Raw genomic sequence first — 22,568 nt, forward strand, 5'->3', positions numbered from 1 at the left:
TAGTCTAAAAACTAGTATTAAGACTATCACTTATTTAAGTGATACTGGTTGTCTGGAGATTCAGGGGGCCAGTCTACCCACCTCCCCGAGAATCGCTTCCAGATGAAAAGACATATTGGGCAAATCTTTCAGTCTTTCCCGGGTATTGCGCGTGCTTTTCTCTTTCAGCGCTGCATCGAGAGAATATTTCGACAGACGCACCAGCTTCAGTTGATTTCGCCATAGACTTTCATCAACCCGATAGTAATTGAGGGTAACGGATCGGCCACACTTTTTATATGTCAGCCAGACAGGCGGATGTTTTACACAGTACTGTGCACTTTGCTCACAAGCCCGAAGATACAACTCACCATCAGAAACCATCGCAAACACCGTGTCGTCAACGGTCAGGCTGTAACTGCCAAACAATGATCGGTATTCAATTGTGCCCAACGTTGCCAGGTATTCTTGTGATTTATAGATCCGCTTATAGGAGAGGCTTTTCATAAAATTCCTTTTAAAATCATAACATAAAAGAATGATTCACATTAACGGATCCGTTAACTACGAAAATAGGCAACTTATTCTTAAGGGGCAAGATTAATTTATGTTTTCCCGTCACCAACGACAAAATTTGCGAGGCTCTTTCCGAAAATAGGGTTGATCTTTGTTGTCACTGGATGTACTGCACATCCATACAGTAACTCACAGGGGCTGGATTGATTATGTACACTTCAGGCTATGCACATCGTTCTTCGTCGTTCTCATCCGCAGCAAGTAAAATTGCGCGTGTCTCTACGGAAAACACTACAGCCGGGCTTATCAGTGAAGTTGTCTATCGCGAAGATCAGCCCATGATGACGCAACTTCTACTGTTGCCATTGTTACAGCAACTCGGTCAGCAATCGCGCTGGCAACTCTGGTTAACACCGCAACAAAAACTGAGTCGGGAATGGGTTCAGGCATCTGGGCTACCCTTAACGAAAGTAATGCAGATTAGCCAGCTCTCCCCTTGCCACACAGTGGAGTCAATGGTTCGCGCTTTACGCACGGGCAATTACAGTGTGGTGATCGGTTGGTTGACAGATGATTTGACTGAAGAAGAGCATGCTGAACTTGTTGATGCGGCAAATGAAGGTAACGCTATGGGGTTTATTATGCGTCCGGTAAGCGCATCCTCTCACACAACGAGACAACTTTCCGGGCTAAAAATTCACTCTAATTTGTATCATTAAGTAAATTTAGGATTAATCCTAGAACTTTTTTTGTCGCCCAGCCAATGCTTTCAGTCGTGACTAATTTTCCTTGCGAAGGCTTGTCTGAAGCGGTTTCCGCGTTTTTTTTCTGTAAATTGTCGCTGACAAAAAGATTAAACATACCTTATACAAGACTTTTTTTTCATATGCCTGACGGAGTTCACACTTGTAAGTTTTCAACTACGTTGTAGACTTTACATCGCCAGGGGTGCTCGGCATAAGCCGAAGATATCGGTAGAGTTAATATTGAGCAGATCCCCCGGTGAAGGATTTAACCGTGTTATCTCGTTGGAGATATTCATGGCGTATTTTGGATGATAACGAGGCGCAAAAAATGAAAAAGACAGCTATCGCGATTGCAGTGGCACTGGCTGGTTTCGCTACCGTAGCGCAGGCCGCTCCGAAAGATAACACCTGGTACACTGGTGCTAAACTGGGCTGGTCCCAGTACCATGACACTGGTTTTATTCCTAACAATGGTCCGACCCACGAAAACCAACTGGGTGCAGGTGCTTTTGGTGGTTACCAGGTTAACCCGTATGTTGGTTTTGAAATGGGTTACGACTGGTTAGGTCGTATGCCGTACAAAGGCGACAACATCAACGGCGCATACAAAGCTCAGGGCGTTCAGCTGACCGCTAAACTGGGTTACCCAATCACTGACGATCTGGACATCTACACTCGTCTGGGTGGTATGGTATGGCGTGCAGACACCAAGGCTAACGTACCTGGTGGCGCATCCTTTAAAGACCACGACACTGGCGTTTCTCCGGTTTTCGCAGGTGGTGTTGAGTACGCGATCACTCCTGAAATCGCTACCCGTCTGGAATACCAGTGGACCAACAACATCGGTGACGCAAACACCATCGGTACTCGTCCGGACAACGGTCTGCTGAGCCTGGGTGTTTCCTACCGTTTCGGTCAGGGCGAAGCAGCTCCGGTAGTTGCTCCAGCTCCGGCACCGGAAGTACAGACCAAGCACTTCACTCTGAAGTCTGACGTTCTGTTCAACTTCAACAAAGCAACCCTGAAACCGGAAGGTCAGGCTGCTCTGGATCAGCTGTACAGCCAGCTGAGCAACCTAGATCCGAAAGACGGTTCCGTAGTTGTTCTGGGTTACACTGACCGCATCGGTTCTGACGCTTACAACCAGGGTCTGTCCGAGCGCCGTGCTCAGTCTGTTGTTGATTACCTGATCTCCAAAGGTATCCCGGCAGACAAGATCTCCGCACGTGGTATGGGCGAATCCAACCCGGTTACTGGCAACACCTGTGACAACGTGAAACAGCGTGCTGCACTGATCGACTGCTTGGCTCCGGATCGTCGCGTAGAGATCGAAGTTAAAGGTATCAAAGACGTTGTAACTCAGCCGCAGGCTTAAGTTATCGTCTGGTAGAAAAACCCCGCTGCTGCGGGGTTTTTTTTGCCTTTAGTAAATTGAACTGACTTTCGTCAGTTATTCCTTACCCAGCAATGCCTGCAGATCCTGCTTAAGAGAAGACATTTTATTCGCGTATTTCTCTTTGTTTTCCGCATCTTCAATCAGCTGAACAATCGTTTCAGAAAGCGTTTTACCGCGACGCTGTGCAAGACCAGCCAGACGTTGCCAGACAATAAATTCCAGATCGATCGATTTTTTGCGCGTATGCTGGTGTTCCGCATTAAAATGGCGCTTCCGTCTGGCCCGAATGGTCTGCTTCATGCGATTGACCAGTTCCGGATTCATATGCTTGTCAATCCAGCCATTTACCAGCACGGGTTCATTTTCGAGCGAGAGCAACACATCGACGGCTTCCTGGGCGGCACTGGCTTCTATGTAACGGGTAATTAACTCCCCTTCGCGATGCTTCTTCACCAGATACTTCCATTTCCAACCGCTTTCAAGATTTTCAAGTTGTTGATATTTCATAGCGATCTCAATGTTACCGTGTAACTCTTTACAGAATATCAGCTTTTTAGGCCAGTGAAGAAAAGAATCTCCATCCTGTGAGCTTTAACGCCCAGCCAGGAGTATTGTCGGTGCTTTCTACGTGTGCTGTAGTGCCGGTTACGGTATAATCGCGGCTTTGACAACAGACTAAAAAACATCAACTTTGACCATTACGAAACTTGCATGGCGTGACCTGGTTCCTGATACCGATAGCTATCAGGAAATATTTGCTCAGCCACATTTGATTGACGAAAACGATCCTTTATTCAGTGATACTCAACCGCGACTGCAATTTGCGCTGGAGCAGTTGCTGCATACGCGAGCATCCTCCTCTTTTATGCTGGCTAAGGCCCCGGAAGAGTCTGAGTATCTGAATCTTATTGCCGATGCCGCGCGTACGCTACAAAGCGATGCAGGCCAACTGGTGGGCGATCACTATGAGGTTTCCGGCCACTCCATCCGCTTACGTCACGCAGTGAGTGCAGATGATAATTTTGCGACTTTAACGCAAGTTGTCGCTGCCGACTGGGTAGAAGCGGAGCAACTCTTTGGCTGCCTGCGCCAGTTTAATGGCGACATTACCCTGCAGCCTGGTCTGGTGCATCAGGCAAATGGCGGTATTCTCATCATCTCTTTGCGTACACTGCTGGCGCAACCTCTGCTGTGGATGCGGCTGAAAAATATCGTTAACCGCGAGCGTTTTGACTGGGTTGCGTTTGATGAGTCGCGCCCTCTCCCCGTCTCTGTGCCTTCAATGCCATTGAAGCTGAAAGTCATTCTGGTAGGCGAACGCGAATCATTGGCTGATTTCCAGGAGATGGAGCCAGAGCTTTCAGAGCAGGCTATTTATAGCGAATTTGAAGATACTCTGCAGATTGTCGATGCGGAGTCAGTAAGCCAGTGGTGTCGCTGGGTGACATTTACCGCCAGACATAATCACTTACCTGCCCCGGGAGCGGATGCTTGGCCGGTACTTATCCGCGAAGCAGCACGCTACACCGGTGAACAAGAAACACTTCCGCTTAGCCCGCAGTGGATCCTCCGCCAGTGTAAAGAGGTCGCCTCCCTGTGTGATGGCGACACCTTCTCCGGCGAGCAGCTAAACTTAATGCTGCAGCAGCGTGAATGGCGCGAAGGTTTCCTCGCTGAACGTATGCAGGATGAGATCCTTCAGGAGCAAATCCTGATTGAAACCGAAGGCGAACGCATCGGGCAAATTAACGCCCTTTCGGTCATTGAATTTCCGGGTCATCCACGCGCTTTTGGCGAACCTTCTCGCATTAGCTGCGTTGTGCATATTGGCGATGGTGAATTCACCGACATCGAACGCAAAGCGGAGCTTGGCGGCAATATCCATGCGAAAGGGATGATGATCATGCAGGCGTTCCTGATGTCGGAACTACAGCTTGAGCAACAGATCCCCTTCTCAGCATCGCTGACATTTGAGCAGTCATACAGTGAAGTGGATGGCGATAGTGCCTCGATGGCTGAACTCTGCGCCCTGATAAGCGCCCTCGCTGATGTGCCAGTGAATCAGAGTATCGCTATCACAGGTTCAGTCGATCAGTTCGGCCGCGTCCAGCCGGTCGGTGGTTTAAATGAGAAAATCGAAGGCTTCTTTGCTATTTGCCAGCAACGTGAGTTAACGGGGAAACAAGGTGTCATTATCCCCACTGCTAACGTTCGCCATTTAAGTCTTCACAGTGAACTGGTGAAAGCGGTAGAAGAAGGCAAATTCACCATCTGGGCAGTAGACGATGTGACTGACGCACTGCCGTTATTATTAAATCTGGTGTGGGATGGCGAAGGCCAAACGACGCTGATGCAAACCATCCAGGAACGTATCGCGCAAGCATCGCAACAGGAAGGACGTCACCGTTTTCCATGGCCATTACGTTGGCTGAACTGGTTTATTCCGAACTGATCGGACTTGTTCAGCGTACACGTGTTAGCTATCCTGCGTGCTTCAATAAAATAAGGCTTACAGAGAACATGGTAGATAAACGCGAATCCTATACAAAAGAAGACCTTCTTGCCTCTGGTCACGGTGAACTGTTTGGCGCTAAAGGCCCGCAATTGCCAGCACCGAACATGCTGATGATAGACCGTGTGGTCAAAATGACCGAAACGGGTGGTAACTTCGACAAAGGGTATGTTGAAGCAGAACTGGATATCAATCCGGATCTGTGGTTCTTCGGATGCCACTTCATTGGCGATCCGGTTATGCCGGGATGCCTGGGCCTGGACGCAATGTGGCAGCTGGTAGGGTTCTACCTCGGCTGGCTGGGCGGCGAAGGTAAAGGCCGCGCGCTGGGCGTTGGCGAAGTGAAATTCACTGGTCAGGTACTGCCGACAGCGAAAAAAGTGACCTACCGTATTCACTTTAAACGCATTGTTAATCGTCGTCTGATTATGGGTCTGGCAGATGGCGAAGTGCTGGTTGATTGTCGTCTGATCTATACCGCCAGCGACCTGAAAGTCGGTCTGTTCCAGGATACGTCTGCCTTCTGATTATCATCAGACAGAGTATCAAAAGGCGAAACCTCCGCAATGCGGAGGTTTCTTTTTAAAGAGACAGAATCAGGCCATTACTACCCTGTCCGCCATGGCTTCTCGCCAGCCTCCCAGCCATTGTGACCTTTGACTCAGCGTCTGATAGGGACACATTTCTTTTGAGCGTCCGGCGATGCCGGCCTGATAACCACGTTGATGTGCCCGTTCCAGGCGATCTCGTTTTTGTCTCTTCATGCCTCGTTTCCCTCATACTGGTTTCTGGTGGAAAAGAAAACAGTGATTACTAAATGTGCAATCACAGTTAAGCAATACCGCGAATCATAACTGCCGTCAATGCGCAAAATTCACGCCACTGTCATATTTGTGAGCTACACGGGCATGTCGGTTGTACAAAAAATGTGAAGAGGAACAAATTTTTCCGCACGTTAGAAACAAAAAAACCGCCTCAGGCAACATACCGGAGACGGTTATATTTACAAATCTTTATAATTAAGGTAGACGCTTTATCTCTTGTGCAATAGAAGCGGCTTCCTGACTCCAGACACCGGCCAGCACTTTAACCATCTCATCGTAACCATCCTGAGTTTGCACTCCTTCCAGACGGAACGGACGTTTGATCAGTTGTCCCTGGTGGTTCAACAGCCACTCACCACTGACAATGACCTTGCCATCATAGCGACCGTTAAACTCCGTTACGGTAACATTGAGCGTGTCCTGGGCGCTTCCCAGAGGCTGGGAGGCAACCACCCAGCCGGGCAGTTGCGTACTCAGGTTGGCAACCAGGGTGTTGCGCAACTGTTGATCCAACGGGCTGGCCCACAAGTTGTTGTTGGCAATCACATACTTCACATCACTGGTTTGATAAACCACACCATTCCCCGCCAGATAGTCAGGAACAGTGACCTGCTCTACCCATAACAGACGATTGCCCTGGCTGGCGGTACTTTGTGTACCGCTCTGCACCACAGGTAACTGGTAATAGTTTTTATTAATTTCGCCGGAGCTGCATCCGGCCAGCCACAGTGCTGCAATCGTCACTAGCCACTTTTTCATTGTTTCGCCCTCTTCGGCTCTGGATCTTTTTTGTCCTTCGCTTCAAATACCAGCGCGTTACTCTTCTCATTGAGCGTTTTCAGCACCGGTTGCAGTTCTCGCAACACCTGATCAAGGCGCTGCATATCCGCCACCATCTTGTTGTAGGCTGCGGAGCCAGGCTGGAAGCCCTGCATGCTGCGATTCAATTCACGCAACGTTGACTGCATATCCGTCGGCAACTGCTGCATCGACTGGCTGGCGAGGATCTTGTTCATGCTATCCAGCGTCGTTTGCAGGTTTTTCATTGTGCGCTGACTTTCAGAAAGCGTACTGGTTGCCTGTTCAATCATCGGATTCAATGGCAGTTTGTTGATCTTATCCAACGCTTCCATCAGTCGTTGCTGGATTTGCGCCAAGCCGCCGCTAACAGTCGGGATAATCTGATAACCATTAAATTCACGAATACCGGTTATTGCAGGCGTATTTGGATAGAAATCGAGATCAACATACAGTGCACCAGTGACCAGGTTTCCGGTTTTCAGCGATCCGCGTAAACCACGTTTCAACAATTCGCCAAGGTGCTCAACAACATCCGCATTTTCGCCAAGCTGCATTTTCAGCCGCTCTGGCTCGATACGAATCAGTACCGGAATACGGTAATCATCGTTAAATGTCTGACGCATATTCGGCGCAAAGAATGGCACTTTGCTTACGGTACCCAGGCGAATACCCCGGAATTCTACCGGAGCTCCCGGTTGCAGACCGCGTACCGAATCTTTAAAGAACATCAGATAATCAATGTGATCGGTGTACAACGAATCCTGAATGCTCTTCTGATCATCATACAAAACGAAAGCTGTTTTCGGTGCCACTGGCTGCCCTAAATCCAGACCTTCCGGCACATCAAAGCTAACACCGCCACTAAGCAGCGTTGTCAATGAGCCCATCTCCACACGCATCCCCGCTGACGTCAGATCAACCGCAATGCCACTATCTTTCCAGAAGCGAACATTGCTGGTCACCAGTCGGTCATAAGGTGCATTGATGAACAGTTGATAACTGATATTGCGTTTTTGCGTATCGAAGGTGCTGGTTTCAACCGAACCTACCCGATAGCCACGGAACAGCACCGGATCTCCTGGCGAGAGCTGCCCGGCTTTTTTGCTATCGAGAATCACACGGATACCTTTCGCATCAGGCGGGGCCAACGGTGGTGAGTCCAGCAAATCGTATTTATCCATTTTGCTGCCTTTCGCGCCTGGCTGCAGTTCGATATAAACTCCAGACAGCAGCGTTCCCAGGCCGCTAATCCCTTCGCGACCAATCTGCGGTTTCACCACCCAAAAGACGGTGTCTTTATGCAGCAATTTTTCCATACCGGAATTCAGCCGCGCTTTGATTTCAACGTGCGTCAAATCATCAGCCAGTGTGGCGCTTTCAACCACGCCGACGTCAACGCTACGGCTTTTAATGGTGGTTTTGCCACCTTCAATTCCTTCCGCATTCGCGGTGATCAGGGTCACTTCCGGTCCCTGATGGCTGTAATGATAAAAAAGAACCCAGGCCCCAATGAGCGCCGTGACGATAGGAAATATCCACACGGGAGACCAGTTCTTCACTTTCTGGATTTTGGCTTCCCCATTATTAGATTCCATACTGTCAGGACTCCTCATGCTCTGATTCAGGTTGACGATCCCACGACAAACGCGGGTCAAACGTCATAGCAGAAAACATTGTCATTATGACGACTAAAGCAAACATTAATGCACCCATTGCCGGATAAATACTCATTAAACCTCCCATACGCACCAGCGCCGAGAGCACCGCGATAACGAAAACGTCAATCATCGACCAGCGGCCTACAAACTCAACAACTTCATAAATCAAATGCATTCTTTCACTGTCGCGCTTGCCATGCCCTTTGGCATCCCAACACAGCCACGCGATGGCGATCATCTTTAACGTTGGCACCATAATACTGGCCAGAAAGATCACCGCAGCGACGGGATAAGAGCCTTCGCTCCATAACAGAATGACCCCAGCGAGAATCGTCGACGGCATCTTCGAGCCTAATAAATCCGTCACCATGATGGGCAAAATATTAGCCGGAAGATACAGCATGATGGACGTTACAAGCAGCGCGAGTGTCCACTGCAGGCTGTTTCTACGCCGAACGTACCCTTTGGTACTACAACGCGGGCACACGGGTTCATCAGCAGGAAGGATTGCCGTACAACAGGAGCACGAACGCAGCCCCTGACGTATCCCCGTGACGCCTGGTTTTAGCGGCTGGCGCAGTTCTGGCATCGGGGCGATGTCGTCCCATAACCAGCGACGATCAACGCACTGAAAAGCGCGCAGTTGCAGGACACAAAATAAACACCAGGGGAGAAAGCTGCTGCCTACCCCAATGCTGCCGTAAGCCATCAGTTTAACGAAACTGACCAGCACACCCGCGAGGAAAATCTCCGCCATTCCCCAGGTTTTGAGTTGAAAAAGCACCCGTGCCAGTTGCTCTTTTAAACGGACCGGTAATTCCGCGCGATTCACCAGTAACAGAATGGTTATCAGACAAAACGCGGGAACCAGTTGCACAAACAACAGGAAAAAGGTGCCGAGGCTGGCGTAGTCCTCAGAAAAAAGCACGCCGGGAATTTCCAGTAATGTAATTTCACTGGTAACTCCTGCAACGTTCATATTCACAAAAGGAAACAAGTTGGACAGCAACAGCATGAACAGTGCAGCCAACGCATAGGCGGTGGGACGCTGCCGAGGGGCATCCCACGCCACGGTTAACGTTGTGCCACACCGGGGACATGCCGCTTTCTGACCATGCTCAAGGCGCGGTAACGCCACCAGCATGTCACACTGCGAGCACAGGATGTGCTTCGCGGCATGATGATGTTCGCACATTGGTACTCCTTAATGATGCGCTATTTTACAGATGACTAACAAAGTGTTGGTTTTCATGCCTGATAAACCCAGTTCATCAGGCAATTTTACCGTTGTCAGCTGTCTCTGTTTAAATCGACTATTTTGCGATCAGCCACCATTTTTTAACGCTTCAAGATACTCCCAGCGTTCAAAGGCTTGCTCCAGCTCCTGCTCTGCAGCAGCCATATCAGCAAGCACTTTTTGCGTCTGCTCATGCGGCTGACTGAAGAAGGAAGCATCCGCCACTTGCGTCTGTAGGGCTTCCAGCTTCGCCTCCAGATCTTCGAGCAATTGCGGTAGCTGCTCCAGTTCGCGCTGCAATTTATAGCTTAGTTTGCTACTGCTGCGTTTTACAGTTTCTGCTTTTGGCGCGGCGGCTTCTTCGCTTTTTTTCACCGCAGGCTGTTTGAGTGCCACATATTGTTCTTGCTGACCACGGGCATCATGATAACCGCCAACATAACGACCAATTTTACCGCCGCCTTCGAAGATCCAGCATTCTGTAACGGTGTTATCGACAAACTGACGATCGTGGCTAACCAGCAATACCGTGCCCTGATAGCTGTCGATCAGTTCTTCCAGCAGTTCCAGCGTTTCGACATCAAGATCGTTGGTCGGTTCGTCAAGAATCAATAAGTTGCTTGGTTTGAGGAACAAACGCGCCAGCAGCAAGCGGTTCCGCTCACCGCCAGAAAACGCACGTACTGGCGTCATCGCCCGTTTCGGATGGAACAGAAAGTCCTGCAAATAGCCCAATACGTGGCGTGGCTTGCCATTAACCATCACCTCTTGCTTACCTTCGGCAAGGTTATCCATCACCGTTTTATCGGGATCCAGTTCCGCGCGGTGCTGATCGAAATAAGCCACTTCCAGTTTGGTGCCAACGTGAATACGCCCGCTGTCCGCTTGAAGCTGACCGAGCATCAGTTTCAGCAGCGTGGTTTTGCCGCACCCATTCGGACCAATCAGGGCAATTTTGTCGCCACGTAGAACCTGGGCAGAAAAATCTTTCACCAGTTGCTTACCGTTAACCTGGTAGCAAACGTCTTCCATTTCGAAAACGATCTTACCGGAGCGGCTGGCCTCTTCCACCTGCATCTTTGCGGTACCCATCACTTCGCGACGTTCACCACGTTCGCGACGCATCGCTTTCAGGGCGCGTACGCGGCCTTCATTACGGGTACGGCGTGCTTTGATCCCCTGGCGAATCCACACTTCTTCCTGCGCCAGTTTGAGATCGAACTCGGCATTTTGTAGTTCTTCCACGCGCAGGGCTTCTTCTTTTTCCTGCAGGTACTGGTCGTAATTCCCTGGATAGGTCACCAGCTTGCCGCGATCGAGATCAACAATGCGCGTCGCCATATTGCGGATAAACGAACGGTCGTGGGAGATGAAAATAATCGTCCCATTGAAGGTTTTAAGGAACCCCTCCAGCCAGTCGATGGTTTCGATATCCAGATGGTTAGTCGGTTCGTCCAGCAGCAATACGCGCGGATTGCTCACCAGCGCGCGTCCTAATGCCGCTTTACGCAACCAGCCGCCGGAAAGCGACGACAGCGCAACGTTAGGATCTAACCCCAGTTGCGCCAGCACTTCGTTGATGCGGTTTTCCAGCTGCCACAGGTTGTGGTGATCCAGCTGTTCCTGAACCTTCGCCAGTTCGTTGAGATTTTTCTCGCTCGGGTCGTTCATCACCAGGCGCGAAATATCGTGATAGCGTTTCAGATATTCCGCTTGTTCTTCAATGCCTTCGGCAACGAAATCATAAACGCTACCCTCAACGTTACGCGGCGGATCCTGTTGCAGACGAGCTACAATCAAATCTTGCTCATAAATAATGCGACCGTCATCCAGCCCTTGTTCACGGTTGAGGATTTTCATTAACGTCGATTTTCCTGCGCCGTTGCGGCCCACCAGACAAACACGTTCGTTATCTTCGATATGCAGTTCTGCGTTATCGAGAAGCGGCGCGTCGCTGAACGACAGCCATGCGCCATGCATACTGATTAATGACATTACTATTCCTTTCAGGCTGCGGTAATCAGCCAGCAGTTGTGGATCTGGCGGTTACGGGCGAAATCCTGGGAGAGCGTTTTTTGCGTAATTTCTTGTGCTTTCAGTCCCAGTTTTGCCAGGCCGTCGAGATCCATACGGAAGCCACGTTTGTTGTTCGAGAACATGATCGTCCCACCTGCACGCAGCAGACGTTTCAAATCTTTCATCAGCGCCAGATGATCGCGCTGAACATCAAACGCATCTTCCATTCGTTTTGAGTTAGAGAAGGTTGGCGGATCGATAAAGATCAGATCGAACTGTTCATTTGCCTCACGCAGCCACGCCAGGCAATCGGCCTGAATCAGGCGATGCGCACGCCTAGTCAGGCCATTCAGACGCAGGTTGCGTTCTGCCCATTCCAGATAAGTACGCGACATATCCACGGTGGTGGTGCTGCGTGCACCGCCTAATCCCGCATGCACGGTGGCGCTGCCGGTATAAGAAAACAGGTTGAGGAAATCTTTGCCTTTGCTCATCTGACCGAGCATACGGCGGGCGATACGGTGATCGAGGAACAGACCAGTATCGAGATAATCCGTCAGGTTCACCCACAAGTGAGCGTTATATTCGGTAACTTCAAGAAACTCGCCCTTCTCGCCCAGTTTCTGGTACTGGTTTTTGCCCTTATGGCGTTCACGGGTTTTCAGCACCAGTTTGTTTGGCGCAATCCCCAGTACCGAAATGGTTGCAGCGATAATATCGAACAGACGCTGACGCGCTTTGTGCGCATCAATAGTTTTTGGCGGCGCATACTCCTGCACCACCACCCAGTCGGCATAACGGTCAACGGCAACGTTATATTCCGGCAGATCGGCGTCATACAGGCGGTAACATTCAATCCCTTCCTGGCGTGCCCACTTCTCGAATTTTTTGAGGTTCTTACGCAGGCGGTTGGCGTAATCTTCCGCTACCATTGCCGGTTTACTGTCTGGTGTGCTTTCGGCAACGTGGTAATTTTTCTGTACGCAGTCCAGCGGGCCGTTTTTCGCCTTGTACTGTTTGTCTGCACGCAGCTGCAGGCAGCTTAGCAGATCCGGCGAGGCACTAAACAAAGAGAGATTCCAGCCACCGAACTGGTTTTTCATGATTCGGCCCAGCAGACTATGCAGCGCAATCAGCGCCGGTTCGCTGTCCAGACGTTCACCGTATGGCGGGTTGCTCAACACTGTACCGTACGGCCCTTTCGGCAGCGGATTGGTCAGTTGCGCGACATCTTTCACCTCAAAGGTGATCAGTTCACCAATCCCCGCAAGACGGGCGTTAGTGCGCGCACGTTGAATCACCCGTGCGTCGCTGTCCGAACCGTAAAAATGAGAGCTATACTCAGCTAGGCCTTTACGGGCGCGAGTTTGCGCTTCCGCTTTCACTTCCTGCCAGATAGCTTCATCATGCTGCGCCCAGCCGCTAAAGCCCCAACGCCCACGGTGCAAGCCTGGTGCGCGATCGGTCGCCAGCATCGCCGCTTCAATCAGCAACGTACCGGAACCACACATCGGATCGAGCAGCGGTGTTCCTGACTGCCAGCCGGATCGCATCACAATAGCGGCTGCCAGGGTTTCTTTGATCGGCGCAATACCAGCACGATCGCGATAGCCACGCAGATGTAAACCATCACCACTCAGATCAAGAGCGATACTGGCGGTTTCTTTATGCAGCCAGACGTTAACGCGGATATCCGGCGCATCGCGATCAACATTTGGACGCGGCAGATTTTTCCGTGTGAAAGCATCGACGATCGCGTCTTTCACTTTCATCGCGCCGTACTGACTGTTGCGGATGGTGTCATTCAAACCACTGAAGTGGACAGCGAAGGTCGCGCCAGGATTAAACATCTCTGTCCAGTTGATCGCCTGAACACCGAGATAGAGGTCTAAATCGCTGTAAACCTTACACTCGCCCAGCGGCAACATAATACGCGAGGCCAGGCGGCTCCACATCAGGCTCTGGTAAACAAGCCGTGTGTCGCCCTTGAAATGGACCCCACCCTGAACCACCTGGCATTCAACGGCCCCCAGATTTTCCAGTTCAGTTTTTAACAGCTCTTCCAGCCCACGGGCCGTACTGGCAAACAGAGAATTCATATCGTCACTTTTACTCTAAGAGCCTACCGCAGTAGGCGTAATTGTTGCAGTCAGTCTGGACATGGAGAGCGCGGAGAAACCGGAGCGTACACAAGTACGTGAGGATTTCGAGCACAACCCAGGGCCAAACTGACAAATAAAATAGCCTAACGGGACAGGCGCTAAGAAAATTGTTGCGCATTATAGCTAATAAGCGCGTCATGTCATAAAGTTGAGGGCTTATTTTCATTTGAGGACCGCACCGTGGCGACATTAACCCGGCTTTTTATTCATCCTGTTAAATCGATGCGCGGCATTGGTCTTACACATGCTCTGGCTGATGTCAGTGGTCTGGCCTTCGATCGCATCTTTATGATCACGGAACCTGACGGTACGTTTATTACCGCTCGCCAGTTTCCCCAGATGGTACGGTTTACTCCTTCACCTGTGCATGATGGCTTGCATCTCACCGCACCAGATGGCAGTAGCGCATATGTTCGTTTTGCTGATTTCGCCACACAAGACGCACCAACCGAAGTTTGGGGCACACATTTTACCGCGCGAATTGCGCCAGACGCGATCAACAAATGGCTAAGTGGATTTTTCTCCCGCGAAGTGCAATTACGCTGGGTGGGGCCACAAATGACCCGGCGCGTGAAACGCCACAACACTGTACCTCTGTCATTTGCTGATGGCTATCCTTACCTTCTTGCTAACGAAGCCTCGTTACGTGATCTCCAACAACGTTGTCCGGCCAGTGTAAAAATGGAGCAATTCCGCCCCAATCTGGTGGTTTCCGGCGCGTCAGCCTGGGAAGAAGATAGCTGGAAAGTGATTCGCATTGGTGATGTGGTGTTTGATGTGGTTAAACCTTGTAGCCGCTGTATTTTCACCACCGTCAGCCCAGAAAAAGGGCAAAAACATCCGGCAGGCGAACCATTAAAAACATTGCAATCTTTCCGCACTGCCCAGGATAACGGCGATGTCGATTTTGGTCAGAATTTAATTGCCCGTAATAGCGGCGTGATTCGCGTTGGCGATGAGGTGGAAATTCTGGCAACGGCTCCGGCAAAAATTTACGGCGCAGCTGCCGCTGATGATACCGCCAACATCACGCAACAACCGGACGCAAATGTAGATATTGACTGGCAGGGACAGGCATTTCGTGGAAATAACCAACAAGTGTTGCTGGAGCAATTAGAAAATCAGGGAATTCGTATCCCTTATTCTTGCCGCGCGGGCATTTGTGGAAGTTGCCGTGTTCAGCTTTTAGAAGGCGAAGTCACACCGCTGAAAAAATCAGCAATGGGCGATGATGGCACCATTCTTTGCTGTAGCTGTGTACCGAAGACTGCCCTTAAGCTGACGCGTTAGACTGCCTGTTCGAGGCTGAAGCTGTCAACATTCACCTGCGGTTTCAGCCTGTCGTTCATGATTTTAATGGCGTCGCCCAACTGCATCGCGCGACCCGCAATAACAACGCAGGGTTGTGCCAGCAGGCATAGCGCGGCATTTTCGCCAGATTCAACGACCAGCAAATTGACCTGCTCGTGAGTATCGCTCAACCAAACGCAGGCCGCATCGCCCGGCATGGGCACCCACATTTCACCATGGGAGACAAAATGCCAGCTTTTCGGCATTTGCGGTTTGAGATAACGAATTGCTACCAGTGCATTCAGCACCAGTTCGGCTTTTTGGTCTTTAGATAAATTAAAATCGCGGCACTTTTCTTCAAAAGAGAAATAGAGCGCGGCATCATCAACACAAAAGCCTGCGGGAGAAAAGGCATCTGGAGTCAACATTTTGCGCGCAAAACGTGAGCGAAATAGCATACCATTGGCTAAATCGAGCATCATTCGATCGTGCTCTTCATCGTAATACCAACGCCAGTTATCGTCTGGTTTAATTCGCATCTGCCTCTCCCCTACCCTATAAAACCGCAGCAACACAATCCATTGTCGCTTCGCTTAATAACCTCAACAATAAAAGTACAAAATGTCTAAATAAGCAACAACGATGAATATAAAACAACCAGGTCTGAAAATAAAGCCCTGATTATCTTATAAAGAGGAATTCGAAGAAATAATTAGATATGGGTAACGATTTCTTTAATCAGCGGCGGACCTTTAAAAATAAAACCAGAATAAATTTGCACCAGTGAGGCACCCGCAGCAATCTTTTCACGCGCAGCGATAACCGAGTCGATGCCGCCAACACCGATGATCGGTAAGCGACCGTTTAATTCTAGTGACAAGCGGCGAATAATTTCTGTGCTTTTTAACTGAAGCGGACGACCACTTAAGCCACCGGTTTGATCGCAATTTTTCATTCCCTGAACCAGAGAACGATCGAGAGTGGTATTGGTTGCAATAACGCCATCAATATTATGGCGAACTAAACTATCGGCAACCTGGATCAATTCGTCTTCAGAAAGATCCGGCGCGATCTTCACTGCGATCGGCACATATTTATGGTGCATCGCTTGCAAATCATTTTGCTTATTTTTAATCGCGGTTAAGAGATCATCCAGCGCTTCACCATATTGCAGCGTGCGTAATCCTGGGGTATTCGGCGATGAAATATTGATGGCGATATATCCCGCATAGGCATAGATTTTTTCCATACAAATCAGATAGTCATCTTTGCCCTGCTCCACTGGCGTATCTTTATTTTTGCCGATATTAATACCCAAGACGCCGTCATAATGGGCCTTTTTTACGTTCTCTACGAGGTTATCAACGCCAAGATTATTAAAGCCCATACGGTTGATCAAACCTTCGGCATCTACCAGACGAAAGAGACGCGGCTTGTCATTACCAGGCTGTGGACGTGGCGTGACGGTACCGATCTCGATCGATCCAAATCCCATCGCGCCTAACGCATCAATGCACTCCCCGTCTTTATCAAGACCGGCTGCCAGACCAAGCGGATTTTTAAACGTCAGGCCCATGCAGTTAACAGGTTTCGCAGGCACTTTCTGCCGCACCAGTGCTTCAAACGGTGTTCCGGTAATGCGGCGTAATTGCTGAAAAGTAAACTCATGAGCGCGCTCTGGATCGAGCTGGAAAAGGGCTTTACGAACGAAGGGGTAGTACATGAACTCTCCTGGATTCCCGGTGTGCAAACCGGGGGCGTATTATGTGCGAGTTCGGACCAAAAGGGAATTGACCTGCGGCAAAAAAAACGCAAACGTTTTCAGAACCTGTTTCAGGGCAGATTTTGCTCCTTCTTTGCACTCAACCCGCCGTAATCATTTATCGTCCGCCAGGCGACATGACACGGTGCTATTACCTGACACCAGTTTGTCTGACGCTGGCTTTTAGGCGGCACGACTCCCGCATTACTTAACGCTTTACCATTTACGCTCACCTGAATCAGGTTAATGTAGTAAGGCGTTGGGTTAGTGAGTTGTACACCCTGCGAATTCCGTGTCCAGCGTAATTGTTGATAAGCTTCCAGCGGGTCGCCCGGCAAACCTTCGGGTCGCCAGAACAGTTTAAATACCGAGCGCATCGCCACTTTTACGCTCTGATTTTCAACTTTGCCGGATGGCACGCTGGCAATGCTTAACTCAAATAGCGTTTCGCGATCCACAGGCAAGATGTCGCTTTCCGTTCTCAGCAAGCGCAACGTGCCTGTAGTACCGGGCTTCAGGAGAATAAGTGGCGGAGCGGCCAGTAATAGTGCTGGCACTGTCGACGCTTCCCCCCCGGCCCAACGCGTTGGGCGATTGATTTTGCTGTTAATAAGCCAAGATTCCTGACTGGTATTAGTCAGTAAAATAGATATCGATTCTCTGTCTGCCGGAAAGATAAATCGCGTTCCGCCGACCACCACTCCTGCCTGCAATTCACCCGCCACCAGCAGCGATAAAACGGCGAAAATCAAGAGCGCTAATCTGTTCCACGTATTAGTCATAATGAAGTACAAATGTCGCGCTGGCATTCACTTTACCCGACTGCACATCGCTATTGACAGGTCGCAATTGCGCATAAAAAGTTAATGGCACCTTACCGCTATGTAGGCTGTAGTCTTTACTCGCCTGGTTAAGCGGAATCAATATCTTCGCATCATCCAGAATCGCAATTGCCAGCCCACTGGCTGCATCCGTACCACTTTCAATGGACAGCATTTCGCTCTGCACTCCGTCGGGGGTTCCTGAAAAGGTGACATCAACCGTGCTGACATCTGTTCCGCAATCCTGCAAATTAATGATGAAAGATTTCTCCGGGCCATAATTCCCATGAAAAAAACGTGTCAGCGAGACATCGCCTAACTGCACATTGATTTGCTTGCTATCCTGTGCCAGCACGCATGTATTACGGCGAAACGATCCGCTAATGTTGACCGTGCCATCATGGGCAAATAGCTCACAGCCCCCCGTTAATCCCAGTAAGAACAGAATCCAGATTATCCGTTTCAACATCACTCCTTCACTGGTAAACCAGATCAAAATAGAGAACCGCCGTCGCATTACCGCCCGTTGCTCCCGCCTTTGTGGACTTATAACGAAGTTGATATTTGAGTGTGTTATCCCCGGCTTTTAAGGGCGTAAGAGGCTGGACCTGATTGAGCGGGATTTCTTGCTGACTTTGCGCATCAAGAATGCACGGCAATCCCCGTTGCCATACCACCGCTTCCGCCTGTGTCAGTTAGTTTGAGCAGTGTCGGCGCAAGGGTGTCAGCCTCGCCGCTAAAAAGGACGTCCGCGCCAGTAATACCAGCGGCACAACCGGTGATATCAATATTCAAATCAGCAGCAGTGCTTACGGTATTCGCGGCCTGAAAATCACTGATATTAAAATCACCAATATGAATATTTTGTAATGCACTTTTGGTGGCGACATCACAGCCCTGATCGACCACATTCCCATAAATATGCATACTGACTTGTTCAGGCCCAGCCATCCCGACATGGATGTTAAGAAGGCTAAAGAACAAAATAACGCACTGATATATCGTTTTTTTCTTCATACGTTCACGCGTTAATCAAAATTTATTCTCACCGTTGCCGTGGCTTCAAATCGCCCGGTTTCTGGTGGTACGCTTGTCGTGCTGACTGGATAGACATTCATTCGCGGATACTGTCTGCATCATCAGGAATAGAGAGCGGTAGTGTCCCACCAGCAGGGGAAATAATGTTGTGCTGGCTATCGGTCACCACCACGCCCACGCCAGGACGTGACGTCTTAATCGCCTGGGGATAGCTGGGGTCTGAGGTTGCCGTCAGACTCAGATTGACGTTAACTAACCCTGCGTTTCCCGTGTTACACCTGACCGGAATTGCAAGTTCTGCCGTTCTGGCCCCAAGAGGCTTATGCCCTACAACACGAAAGTTAGCCGCAAATACGTCGCCCAGATCAACCTCGATTGTTTCTCCGGCATTGACGGAACATGAGCCAAGTGAATTGATCGTACCAGACAGGTAATACACTAAAACCGGTGTACCAGTAGTCGTGCAGGAATCACCTGCGGGTATGTTGTAGCATTCAAATAATCGCGCCAGCGCCATAGGAGGAATGACGACCGAACCAACGAACGGCTGCAATATTTTCAGGGAAAAGCTACCGCTATTACCGCTAGCCCCCTGGCCACCTAAACGTTGACCGCCGGGATCGCAAATATGCCATCGTGTATCTGCCCCTGTGCCCACGTTTTCGAAAGGAACCGCAGTAGGAGAACTGCCTTTAACCTGCAATAAAACTTTGGCGGCAAGATAGTCATTAATTTTGTACCAGTTGTCGCCTAAATAGACTAACGGTGAATCCGCGGCGAATGCCCATCGGCCACTTCTGACATTGTCTTTATCGCAATCACAGGAAACATAATAATCATTCGATTCGTTCCACTGATAAAATTTGTCTTTAACTACTCCAGCCGTATTTTCTTCTTCATCCAGAGTTTTAACGCCAAAATTGACGCCAATATACGGATTCCCCTGAGTGGTATGACACTGCCCGATATAAGCAGCAGTTTGAGCGCACCATAGCATTAAGACGGCGGCAAAAAATAGTCGTAGTAATAACACGCATTTTTCTCCAAAGATTATCTGCATATGGCATCCATTCGCGTAATCGCAGAGTTAATTTGTTGTTCGGTAAGCTGGTAACTGATATGACAAATTTGATCGGGAGCTTCGCCCCAGCGTACAGTTATCGCTCCCTGAGCGGGCAAACCGGACATATAGAGCGAGCCATCATCATCAATAATGCCGCTATTAGTCTGTATGCCGTCCAGCGTCGCTATCGCGCCAAAACGCAGCGGTATACCCTGCTTTGATGTTTTCATTAATACCCTTGCTCCCGCATGGGCATTGAACTCCGCCAGAACCAACGCCCCTTTGGTGGGAACCACGTTGACTACTGCATTTTCAAGATCCACGTTACGTTTTAACGATGCCGCATCAAGTGCGATTCGATTTTCCCGATAAGAAGTGGCATAGGGGACAACGGTATATCCGCGCCAGTCAGTTTTCAGCCCGGTGCTGTTCGCCACACGAGTATTCTCTGCGCCTGGTGCTGCAATCAGCACGTTAGTTTCCCCCAGCGATTGCCCCAGGGTAATGCCCTGTGAATGGGCAACTAAACTGCCTGAAAGAGCGTAGTTCAGTTGTTGTTGACTGCCGTTATCGCTGTAGTTGTAGCCCACTCGGGCATCTGCAAACGCCCCTTTGTAGTCCATGCTGGCGCTACCATTAGCCGTTTTCCCCTCGCTGTTATATCCCTGTTGCACGCTGTAGCTCAGGTTACCGTCATCGAGTAGTGTCTCCGTTAAACCCAGGTTTTGTGTAATGTGCCCTTCGTTATCGATACTGGTGTTAGAGGTCATCCAGGCGTAATTTTTTTTCCTGGTATAGCTATCATTACTTCTGGGGAGCAACAGATTGAGCGGCAGGGAAAAATTTAGTGCAAACACCTGATCAGCATCAGGTTGACCACGGGACTTACTGTAGTTCCAGGAAACCCCCAGCGAGAGATCTTTAATTTGCGTGTTGTAGCCAAACTGTAATAGCCGATCCTGTTGATCGGTATGCCAGTAAGTTTGCTGGCTACCACTTAAATAAAACGAACCGTACTCGCCTAATTGCTGGGAGATATTGACCTGCAGTTTGCCACGTTTGGTGTAAAACAAATTGTAATAACGCGACCACATCGGCGTATCTTCATCATCACCGTCATTAAATTCGTAGCCATCCATATGTTTATACATGGTGTCGGAAAGGGTGTAGAAACCCGACGTCGAATAGCGATAGCCCATCAATTGAAAATTAGTGCCCAATTGGTTGAGCGTTTTGGCATACAGAAAACGATATGACTGACCTTTATGTTCGCTTTGGTCTGCCAGCGTACTCTTCGCCTGGGTCGCATCGAACGAAATTGCTCCGAAATCGCCAAGGTTAAATCCCAGACCAAACATGGCGGCACGGTAATATTCAGCATATTGTCCACCACCATACCATGTCGTTCCCCACGGTCCGCCCCACTGCAACGTGGTCTGGGCAAATTTGCTCTCCTGCTGTTCATTACTATTGGTTCTGTATTTCGCCAGTGTCACCGCGTATTTGATTCGCCCCTGACGCTGGAGTAATGGCACGCTGGAAAACGGTACGCTGTAGCTATTGACGCTGCCGTCCGCTTCTTTGATTTCAACTAACAAATCACCGCTCGACGACGTGGAATAGAGATCACTAATTTCAAAAGCACCAGGCGATACATAAGTTTGGTAAATGGTGTAACCATTTTGCTTAATCGTTATCTGGGCATTGCTTTTGGCGATACCACGCACCACAGGCGCAAACCCTTTCAGGCTGTCTGGCAGCATGTTGTCATCTGACGCCAGCTGCACACCACGAAAGCTGACACTATCGAAAAAATCGCCTGCAGTATAATCATCACCTACGGTCAGTTCGCCTTTTAGTGGAATAACCGCCCGCTGCAAATAGCTGCTGAGATTCTTCCATTCTGCGGTTTGGCCACTACTGCGACTCCATGTTGAATTGTTGCGTAATCTCCATGGGCCTAAATTAACGCCACTGTTTAAATTCAGAAAATAGCTGTCGCCAGAATCACTGTCTGCGCTGCTATGAATACTGTTAGCCCCGCTAAACGAATATCCCAGTAATAGCGCGTTGATCCCTTCATCCCAACGTTCAGGGGGGACATAACCACGGGCATTACTTTTGATGGCGATTTGCGGTACTGAAATTTCCAGACGGAGTTTATTCACATTAAACGTTACGCTGGCATCCGGAATAATCTCCGCCAATGGCACACACACTTGTTTGTCCAGTTGTTTAAAAGCCGGAAACGCATCAGTATTAACACCCATTGCATCCAGGCTTTCAGTCGTCAAACAGGCGGCAATCCCCTTCTCTGGCGTTATCTCAACAAAATTGACGTTGCGCGTATCTACAATTGTCTGATTCAGAACAATATCGACACGATAAACCCCTGGCGTTATTTTTTGTCCTTTTTCGAAACGAGACAAATCGGCCACCATTGAGGGATCATCTTTGAAAAAAGCAGGATCGAACCAGGTTTCAGCTTGTGCATTGAACGCTGCCGACACAAACACCACCAGCCCACCAATAAACGATGGCACTCCACCAGAGCTTAACAGGCTGTGTTGTCGATGAGTTCTATACATCTCGCTCTCTTAACTGAAGACGGCTTACGATTTACAGTTGAGTTGCGGCGTTTCCGCCCCGTAGTCATTGATGGTTCGATACGTGGTAATGCTGCCAACTTACTGATTTAGTGTATGATGGTGATTTTAAGGTGCTTGCGTGGCTTCCATTTCCATCAG

17 protein-coding genes and 4 pseudogenes are annotated in these 22,568 nt (G+C 49.6%); 5 read left to right on the forward strand and 16 right to left on the reverse strand.

Features of this window, described 5'->3' with window-relative positions; translation table 11 throughout:
* Positions 1–75 precede the first annotated feature (75 nt).
* Positions 76–486, reverse strand: a pseudogene (gene sxy / locus ABZJ92_RS13915) (CRP-S regulon transcriptional coactivator Sxy); the annotation flags it as partial.
* 218 nt (positions 487–704) lie between these two features.
* Between sxy and sulA the strand changes: the two are divergent.
* Together sulA and ompA are read left to right on the forward strand one after the other, a co-directional pair.
* The gene (sulA, locus tag ABZJ92_RS13920; RefSeq protein WP_000288715.1) at positions 705–1,214 is read left to right on the forward strand and encodes an SOS-induced cell division inhibitor SulA; all 510 of its coding nucleotides are present in this window, start codon (positions 705–707) and stop codon (positions 1,212–1,214) included.
* Positions 1,215–1,569: 355 nt separating this feature from the next.
* On the forward strand, positions 1,570–2,616 hold the full coding sequence (gene ompA, locus ABZJ92_RS13925; RefSeq protein WP_005047463.1) for a porin OmpA: 1,047 nt from the start codon (positions 1,570–1,572) through the stop codon (positions 2,614–2,616).
* A 75-nt stretch (positions 2,617–2,691) separates the two neighbouring features.
* Here the strand turns inward: ompA and matP are convergent, their stop codons facing one another.
* Positions 2,692–3,144 (reverse strand): macrodomain Ter protein MatP, encoded by a 453-nt coding sequence (gene matP / locus ABZJ92_RS13930; protein WP_000877161.1) that lies wholly within the window; start codon positions 3,142–3,144, stop codon positions 2,692–2,694.
* Positions 3,145–3,328: 184 nt separating this feature from the next.
* Between matP and ABZJ92_RS13935 the strand changes: the two genes are divergently transcribed.
* Both ABZJ92_RS13935 and fabA read left to right on the forward strand, forming a co-directional pair.
* Positions 3,329–5,089 carry an AAA family ATPase gene (locus ABZJ92_RS13935; RefSeq protein WP_000156489.1) on the forward strand — a complete coding sequence of 587 codons (1,761 nt, stop codon included), beginning with the start codon at positions 3,329–3,331 and terminating at the stop codon, positions 5,087–5,089.
* A 68-nt stretch (positions 5,090–5,157) separates the two neighbouring features.
* Positions 5,158–5,676 (forward strand): bifunctional 3-hydroxydecanoyl-ACP dehydratase/trans-2-decenoyl-ACP isomerase, encoded by a 519-nt coding sequence (fabA, locus tag ABZJ92_RS13940; RefSeq protein ID WP_005047466.1) that lies wholly within the window; start codon positions 5,158–5,160, stop codon positions 5,674–5,676.
* 69 nt (positions 5,677–5,745) lie between these two features.
* On the opposite strand, the gene rmf is transcribed toward fabA, so the two are convergent.
* From rmf to rlmKL, 6 genes are all read right to left on the reverse strand, one after another.
* Positions 5,746–5,913 (reverse strand): ribosome modulation factor, encoded by a 168-nt coding sequence (gene rmf, locus ABZJ92_RS13945; protein WP_011110566.1) that lies wholly within the window; start codon positions 5,911–5,913, stop codon positions 5,746–5,748.
* Positions 5,914–6,168: 255 nt separating this feature from the next.
* Complete coding sequence (pqiC, locus tag ABZJ92_RS13950; protein ID WP_000759120.1) at positions 6,169–6,732, reverse strand: membrane integrity-associated transporter subunit PqiC; 564 nt, start codon at positions 6,730–6,732, stop codon at positions 6,169–6,171.
* Positions 6,729–8,369 carry an intermembrane transport protein PqiB gene (pqiB, locus tag ABZJ92_RS13955; protein ID WP_000445541.1) on the reverse strand — a complete coding sequence of 547 codons (1,641 nt, stop codon included), beginning with the start codon at positions 8,367–8,369 and terminating at the stop codon, positions 6,729–6,731. Before pqiB ends, pqiC begins: the two co-directional genes overlap by 4 nt.
* 4 nt (positions 8,370–8,373) lie before the next feature.
* Positions 8,374–9,627: a membrane integrity-associated transporter subunit PqiA gene (gene pqiA / locus ABZJ92_RS13960; protein ID WP_000333176.1), complete on the reverse strand. Its 1,254-nt coding sequence runs from the start codon at positions 9,625–9,627 to the stop codon at positions 8,374–8,376.
* 129 nt (positions 9,628–9,756) lie between these two features.
* Complete coding sequence (locus ABZJ92_RS13965; protein ID WP_000053116.1) at positions 9,757–11,664, reverse strand: ABC transporter ATP-binding protein; 1,908 nt, start codon at positions 11,662–11,664, stop codon at positions 9,757–9,759.
* 11 nt (positions 11,665–11,675) lie between these two features.
* Positions 11,676–13,784, reverse strand: coding sequence for a bifunctional 23S rRNA (guanine(2069)-N(7))-methyltransferase RlmK/23S rRNA (guanine(2445)-N(2))-methyltransferase RlmL (gene rlmKL, locus ABZJ92_RS13970; protein ID WP_001086554.1), 2,109 nt, complete (start codon positions 13,782–13,784; stop codon positions 11,676–11,678).
* A 243-nt stretch (positions 13,785–14,027) separates the two neighbouring features.
* On the opposite strand from rlmKL, the gene ycbX reads away from it, so the two are divergent.
* A complete protein-coding gene (ycbX, locus tag ABZJ92_RS13975; protein WP_000224274.1) occupies positions 14,028–15,137 on the forward strand; it encodes a 6-N-hydroxylaminopurine resistance protein YcbX in 1,110 nt (369 codons plus the stop codon).
* Here the strand turns inward: ycbX and zapC are convergent.
* The 8 genes and pseudogenes from zapC to ABZJ92_RS22475 all read right to left on the reverse strand — a co-directional run.
* Positions 15,134–15,676: a cell division protein ZapC gene (gene zapC / locus ABZJ92_RS13980; RefSeq protein ID WP_004991542.1), complete on the reverse strand. Its 543-nt coding sequence runs from the start codon at positions 15,674–15,676 to the stop codon at positions 15,134–15,136. The genes ycbX and zapC overlap by 4 nt on opposite strands.
* A 173-nt stretch (positions 15,677–15,849) precedes the next feature.
* On the reverse strand, positions 15,850–16,860 hold the full coding sequence (gene pyrD / locus ABZJ92_RS13985; RefSeq protein WP_001370288.1) for a quinone-dependent dihydroorotate dehydrogenase: 1,011 nt from the start codon (positions 16,858–16,860) through the stop codon (positions 15,850–15,852).
* A 110-nt stretch (positions 16,861–16,970) separates the two neighbouring features.
* A complete protein-coding gene (locus ABZJ92_RS13990; RefSeq protein WP_001111452.1) occupies positions 16,971–17,708 on the reverse strand; it encodes a fimbrial chaperone in 738 nt (245 codons plus the stop codon).
* On the reverse strand, positions 17,674–18,189 hold the full coding sequence (locus tag ABZJ92_RS13995; protein WP_000919489.1) for a fimbrial protein: 516 nt from the start codon (positions 18,187–18,189) through the stop codon (positions 17,674–17,676). The genes ABZJ92_RS13990 and ABZJ92_RS13995 overlap by 35 nt, the downstream gene beginning before the upstream one ends.
* 7 nt (positions 18,190–18,196) lie before the next feature.
* Positions 18,197–18,737: pseudogene (locus ABZJ92_RS14000) on the reverse strand (fimbrial protein).
* A gap of 11 nt (positions 18,738–18,748) precedes the next feature.
* A pseudogene (locus tag ABZJ92_RS14005) lies at positions 18,749–19,818 on the reverse strand (fimbrial protein).
* A complete protein-coding gene (locus ABZJ92_RS14010; protein ID WP_000286331.1) occupies positions 19,809–22,409 on the reverse strand; it encodes a fimbrial biogenesis usher protein in 2,601 nt (866 codons plus the stop codon). The pseudogene ABZJ92_RS14005 and the gene ABZJ92_RS14010 overlap by 10 nt, the downstream one beginning before the upstream one ends.
* Before the next feature lie 24 nt (positions 22,410–22,433).
* Positions 22,434–22,502, reverse strand: a pseudogene (locus tag ABZJ92_RS22475) (hypothetical protein); the annotation flags it as partial.
* Positions 22,503–22,568 lie beyond the last annotated feature (66 nt).

The sequence above is a fragment of the Shigella sp. FJ200513 genome, assembly GCF_040495915.1.
Taxonomy (GTDB): domain Bacteria; phylum Pseudomonadota; class Gammaproteobacteria; order Enterobacterales; family Enterobacteriaceae; genus ECMA0423.